The organism is Xanthobacter autotrophicus, assembly GCF_029991245.1.
Lineage (GTDB): Bacteria > Pseudomonadota > Alphaproteobacteria > Rhizobiales > Xanthobacteraceae > Xanthobacter > Xanthobacter autotrophicus_C.
Map to the genome: position 1 here is coordinate 38341 of NZ_JAIVFO010000017.1, position 6215 is coordinate 44555.

The window sequence follows — 6215 nt, forward strand, 5'->3', positions numbered from 1 at the left end:
CTGAGTTGAGTGTTGTGACGCGTTTTCATCTGGTGGAGCCGCCGGGAGGCAATCATGGCGATGGCGGGGGAGAAGGGGCGCGGCCGCTGGTTCGTGATCGCGGTGCCCTATCTGTGGCTCCTGGCGCTGTTCCTCGCGCCCTTTCTCATCGTGTTCAAGATCTCGCTGTCGCAGGACGTGGTGGCCCAGCCGCCCTACGCGCCGATCCTCGATTTGTCGCAGGGGTGGGCCGGATTCACCGAGTTCCTGTCCGGCCTCTCCTTCGCCAATTACGGCTATGTGCTGGATTTCTCGAATGAGTTCCTGGAGGCATACGGCTCCAGCCTGGTGATCGCCTCGATCTCCACCGTGCTTCTGCTGCTGGCGGGCTACCCCATCGCCTATGCCATGGCGCGGGCGCCGCGCTCCATCCAGCCGACGCTGCTGATGCTGGTGATCCTGCCGTTCTGGACCTCCTTCCTCATCCGCGTCTATGCGTGGATTGGCATCCTGTCGCAGGAAGGGCTGCTCAATCAGGGGTTGAGGGCGCTGGGTATCATCGACCAGCCGCTGGAGATCCTCAACACCAACCTCGCCGTCTATATCGGCATCGTCTATTCCTATCTGCCCTTCATGGTGCTGCCGCTTTATGCGGCGCTGGAAAAGCTCGACCTGACGCTGCTCGAAGCCGCCGCCGATCTCGGGTGCCCTCCGGCCAAGGCATTCTGGACCATCACTTTTCCGCTCTCCCTGCCCGGCGTGGCCGCCGGCGCGCTGCTCTGCTTCATCCCGGCGGTGGGCGAGTTCGTCATTCCCGACCTGCTGGGTGGCTCGGACACGCTGATGATCGGCAAGTCGCTGTGGACGGAGTTCACCGTGAACCGGTCCTGGACGGTCTCGTCCGCGGTGGCGGTGCTGCTGCTGCTCGTGCTGGTGATCCCCATCGTGATCTACCAGAACATCCAGCAGCGCGAGCTGGAGGCGGGGAAATGAAACACGAGCCGGAGGCGGGGAAATGAAAAAAGGCCTGACCTGGTTCAACATCACGTCCATCGTGCTCGGCTTTGCCTTCCTCTACATCCCCATCCTGCTGCTGGTGATCTACTCGTTCAACGATTCGCGGCTCGTCACCGTGTGGGGCGGCTTTTCCACCCGGTGGTACTGGTCGCTGCTGCAGAACGAGCAGCTCATGGATGCCGCCTGGGTGACGGTGCGCATCGCCTTCTTCTCGTCGCTGGTCGCCACCGTGCTCGGCACCATGGCGGCGCTGACCCTCACCCGCTACGGGCGCTTTCCGGGGCGCACCCTGTTCTCCGGCATGATCTACGCCCCCCTCGTCATGCCCGAGGTGATCACCGGCCTGTCGCTGCTGCTGCTGTTCGTGGCGGTGAATTTCGATCGCGGCTTCTGGACCGTTCTGCTCGCCCACATCACCTTCACCATGTGCTTCGTGGCGGTGGTGGTGCAGTCGCGCCTCGTCACCTTCGACCGCGCGCTGGAAGAGGCGGCCCTCGATCTCGGCTGCCCGCCGTTCAAGACCTTCTTCAAGATCACCCTGCCGCTGATCCTGCCGGCGGTGGTGTCCGGCTTCATGCTGGCCTTCACCCTGTCGCTGGACGACCTGGTCATCGCCAGCTTCACCACCGGGCCGGGGGCCACCACGCTGCCCATGCGCATCTATTCGCAGGTGCGCCTGGGGGTGACGCCGGAGATCAACGCGGTCTGTTCCATCCTCATCGCCATCGTGACGGTGGTGGTCATCATCGCGTCGGTCATGACCAAGCGGGCGGAGAACATCCGGCAGGCGGAAGAGCGCGCGGCCATGCAGTAGCCTTGCCGGCAGGGCTGCTGCCGGCAAGCCGGGCCGCAAGGAGGCCCTGGCATTCTGACGCGCGCGGCGGGCTCCGTGCTTTGGGGCTCTGTGCTTCGGGGCACCATGCTTCGGTCCCGCAGGCGGCCCCCTTACCTGGTGGAGAAGCGAACCAGCTCGGTGCCGGTGAGGTCGACCAGCGTCAGCTTGCGCCGCAGCGGATCGATCCGCCAGGCCCGCGTCCGCTCCAGCGCCAGCAGGAATTTCTGCTCCTGCGCCATCACCGCTGGCGCGCAGGCCATGCGGTTGTCGGAAAGGGGGCCGAAAAGCAGGGCAGCGCCCGACAGTTTGGCCTTTCCGCTGTAGCGGTTGCAGCCGCCGGAACCGGATACGGCGCCGTCGGCGCCGAGCACGAGTGTGGTCTGGATCCGATCCAGAACCCCGCCGCTGCCGATCGTCTCCGCCAGCCATTCGCCCACGGGCGTGAGCGGCATGTCCTGCGCCCCCGCCGGCACGGCCCAGAGGCCGGCAAGCCCACCAACTCCTGCACCCACAAGTCCTGCACCCGCAACAAGTCCTGCACCCATCAGGCGACGGCGCGTGAGCAGGGGAGAAGAGAGCAGGGGAAATTGGCCCATGGTCATCACCGCCCCTCCCGCACCCAGGCGGCGGTGAGTGCGCCGAGCAGCAGCAGGAGGCCGGAAAGTCCGGCGAACAGCGGGAACAGGCCGATGCCCCGCACCACGGAGACGTCGCGGGTGCGCAGGCCCATCCAGTCCTCGCCGGCGAGGCGGTCGGATGCGGAAACCTGCACCAGGCGCGGTACCGAGCCGGCGAGGTCCGCGAGCCGCCACACGCCGCCACCGGTGGCCGCCGCCACGGGCGCGAGAACATCGCGGGTGCTGGTCACCTCGGCAAATTCCTTCGGATTGAGCGGGCCGATATTGGCGAGCGCCGTCAGGGTGCCATTGGCGGCGCGCCACAGGCCCAGCTCGTCGGCCGGGGTTGCCGCCCGCCACAGGCCGGGCTCGGCCTGGGTGAGGGTGAGGGTGCGCCGCGCACCCGATGGCGTGGTGACGGTGGCGGCGGGCACGCTGTCGGCCATGGTCTGGCGCTCCACCACGAGATCGCGCCCGGCGACGGTGAGCTTCAGCCGCTCTTCCTCCAGGTCAGGCTCCTTCATGAGCCAGTGGGAGAGGCGGCGCAGCAGATCGATGTGGGGGCCGCCGCCCTCATAGCCGCGCGCCCACAGCCAGATGTGGTCGGACAGCAGCAGGGCCACGCGGCCCTCGCCCACCCGGTCCACCAGCAGCACCGGCTTGTCGCCGGGGGCGCTCATGAGGCTGGTGCCGGAGCGCGCCTGGGCGTCGATGACGCGGAAGAAGCGGCTCCAGTGGGGCGGCTCGCTCTCCGAGCCCGGCAGGGCGCGGGTGACGGGATGGCGCTTGCCCGGATCGGTGAGGCGGGCGTAGTAGGGCGCGTCGGTGGCCTCGCCCCTTGGCACGCCGGGCAGGATCTCTTCCAGCGGGGTGTTGTAGAGCGAGCCGGTGTCGATGAAGTCCGTGCCCGCAGCCACCAGCACCGCGCCGCCGGCACGCACATAGCGCACGATATTGTCGAAATAGACCTGCGGCAGCACGCCCTGCTGGGCGTAGCGGTCGAAGATGATCAGGTCGAAATCCTTGATCTTGGTCTGGAACAACTCGCGCGTCGGGAAGGCGATGAGCGAGAGTTCGTTGATGGGCGTGCCGTCCTGCTTTTCCGGCGGGCGCAGGATGGTGAAATGGACGAGGTCCACATTGGCGTCGCTCTTGAGCAGGTTGCGCCAGGTGCGTTCGCCCACGTTCGGCTCGCCGGACACGAGCAGCACGCGCAGCTTGTCGCGCACGCCATCGATGGCGACGGCGGTGCGGTTGTTCACCAGCGTCAGTTCGCCGTCCAGCGCGGGCACCTCGAACTCGACGATGTTGGGCCCGGCATGGGTGATGTCCACGTCCACGGACGCGCTGCGCCCGGCGGTGACCGTGGGCCGGGCAATGACCTCGCCGTCGCGGCGGATGGTGACCACCACGCGGGCGCCGGCGGGGGCGCCCTCGTCGGTCACCTTGAAGGTCACGGCCTGCTTCTGGCCGACGATGCCGAAGCGCGGCGTCTTCTCCAGCGCCACGCGGCGGTCGCGCTCGCCGGCGCGGCCGGTGACGAGGGCATGCACCGGCGCCGAAAAGCCCAGCGCCTGCGGGTTCTCCGGCGCGTCATGCACGCGGCCGTCGGTGATCATGATGGCGCCCGCCACCCGCTCCGGCGGCACGTCGGCAAGGCCCGCGGACAAGGCGGAGAACAGGCGCGTGCCGTCGGCCGAGCCGTCACCGGCATCGGCCTCGATGGTGCGCACCTCGATGCCGGAGAGCTTGCCCAGCCGCTCGGCCAGGGCGGCGCGGGCGGCCTCCGTCTGCTGCGTGCGCTCGCCGAACGACTGGCTGGCGCTCTTGTCCACCACCACCGCCACCACGGAGGTGAGCGGCTCGCGTTCCTCCCGCGTGAAGGAGGGGTTGGCGAGGGCGAGCAGGCCCACCGCCAGCGCCAGCGCGCGGAACACGGCGCCCCGGGTGCGCGAGGCCAGCAGCAGTCCCGCGAGCACCAGCGCGAGCACGCCTACGGCGAGCAGCAGCGGCAGCGACAGGAAGGGGGAGAAGGTGATGCCGTAATTCATGCGTCGGCATCCGCTGCGCGTGCGTCAGTGCTCATTGCCCCAGCCTTTCCAGCAGGGCCGGCACATGCACCTGGTCCGCCTTGTAGTTTCCCGTCAGCACATACATCACCATGTTGGCGCCGGCGCGGAAGGCGATCTCCCGCTGGCGCGGCTCGCCCGGCGTCAGCGGCAGCATCGGCTCGCCGTTGCGGGTCACTGCCCAGGCGCCGGCGAGGTCGTTGGACGAGATGATCACCGGGGAGACGCCGTCGCCGGCCCGCGCCGGACGGTCCGCATCGGCGTCGGCGGCCGGCAGGGCCTCCACCCAGGTGGTGCCGCCGGTGAAGCGGCCCGGAAAGTCCTTCAGCAAATAGAAGGCCTTGGTGAGCACGTGGTCGCGCGGCACCGGCTCCAGCTCGGGGATGTCGAGGCGCGACAGGATATCCTTCAGCCGTGCCCCGGCGGCCGAGAGCGGCGCGCCGGGGGCGCCGGAGGCCTCGATGGCGTCGCGGGTGTCGAAGATAACCGTGCCGCCCTGCTTCATATAGGCGTCGATGCGCGCCAGCACGGCGGGCGGCGGCGCGCTCGTATCGGGCAGGATGGGCCAGTAGAGCAGGGGGAAGAAGGCGAGTTCGTCCCTGGCGATGTCCACGCCCATGGCCTCGCCGGCCTGCAGGGCGGTGCGCTGGCCGAGGAAGGTGGCGAGCCCGTCGAGCCCGGCGCGGGAAATCTCGTCCACCTCGCTGTCGCCGGTCACCACATAGGCGAAGCGGGTCTGGAGCGTGGCCTTGAGGGCGAAGGCATCATCGGCGCGGACGGGTGCGGGAGCGCCGGCAAGGCCGGCCGCGCCGAGCGCGATGGCGGCGAGGAGCGCCGCGGCCGCGCCGCGCCGCACCTTCGGCCCGCCCATCCGGCTGAAGCCGCCGGCCAGGAACAGCACCGCCAGCGCATCCAGCAGCAGCAGTCCCATGGCCGCCACCAGCACCGGCCCGCGCAGGTCGCGCGGGGCGCTTTCCTGCAGCGGTTCCACGCGGCCGCCGAGGGCGGAGAGGTCCAGCGCCTTCGGCCGGTCGGCCGGCAGCAGCGTGTTCACCGCCACCAGCCCGTCCGGCGGGCCGTAGAAGCCGGGGGGATGGTCGGCGGTGGCGCGGCCCGCATAGTCGGCTGGAACCGCGTGGGCGGTGGGGCCGGCGGGCCGGAAGGCGCCGAAGCCGTCCAGCACCCGGGCCGGCGGCAGCACCGCCACGTCCGGTCGGCTGGCGGCGTGGACGGGCGTTTCCGCGGGCGCGGTCTCGGCGGGGGGCGGGGCATCGGACAAGGCGATCACGCGGCGGAGCATTTCCACAAAGGTGCCGGACAGCGGCAGGTTGGACCAGGAGGTGTCGCCGGTCACATGGAACAGCACCAGCGCGCCCTTGCCCCGGCGCACGCCGGTGACGAGGGGGGTGCCGTCGGCCAATGTCGCCCAGGCGCGTTCGGCCAGCATGCCATCCGGCTCGGCCAGAACCTGCCGCGTCACCGTCACGTCGTCCGGCAGGTGCAGGTCGCGGAACGGGCCGTCCGCCGCCAGCGCGCCAAGCTTCTGCGGCGTCTCCCACGAGAGCGAGCCGCCGAGCACGCGGCCGCCGCGCCGCAGCTTCACCGGCAGCAGGTCATCCTGCGCATTGGCGAGGCGGGGGCCGGCGAAGCGCACCAGGACGCCGCCTTCCTCCACGAAGCGGGCGAGGCGGGCGCGGG

Annotated in this window: 5 protein-coding genes; 2 read left to right on the forward strand and 3 right to left on the reverse strand. The window is 69.9% G+C overall.

Annotation, left to right across the window (positions count from 1 at the left end):
* The first annotated feature begins 54 nt into the window (after positions 1–54).
* Both K9U41_RS05305 and K9U41_RS05310 read left to right on the forward strand, forming a co-directional pair.
* On the forward strand, positions 55–972 hold the full coding sequence (locus K9U41_RS05305; protein WP_282639813.1) for an ABC transporter permease subunit: 918 nt from the start codon (positions 55–57) through the stop codon (positions 970–972).
* Positions 973–994: 22 nt separating this feature from the next.
* Positions 995–1810, forward strand: coding sequence for an ABC transporter permease (locus tag K9U41_RS05310; RefSeq protein ID WP_282639814.1), 816 nt, complete (start codon positions 995–997; stop codon positions 1808–1810).
* Between the two features lie 131 nt (positions 1811–1941).
* Here K9U41_RS05310 and K9U41_RS05315 read toward each other — a convergent pair whose 3' ends face one another.
* From K9U41_RS05315 to K9U41_RS05325, 3 genes are all read right to left on the reverse strand, one after another.
* The gene (locus K9U41_RS05315; protein ID WP_282639815.1) at positions 1942–2283 is read right to left on the reverse strand and encodes an META domain-containing protein; all 342 of its coding nucleotides are present in this window, start codon (positions 2281–2283) and stop codon (positions 1942–1944) included.
* Positions 2284–2432: 149 nt separating this feature from the next.
* Complete coding sequence (locus tag K9U41_RS05320) at positions 2433–4499, reverse strand: hypothetical protein (RefSeq protein WP_282639816.1); 2067 nt, start codon at positions 4497–4499, stop codon at positions 2433–2435.
* Between the two features lie 31 nt (positions 4500–4530).
* Positions 4531–6215, reverse strand: a 1685-nt coding sequence (locus K9U41_RS05325; RefSeq protein WP_282639817.1) for a DUF4159 domain-containing protein, incomplete at its 5' end; no start/stop codon positions are given.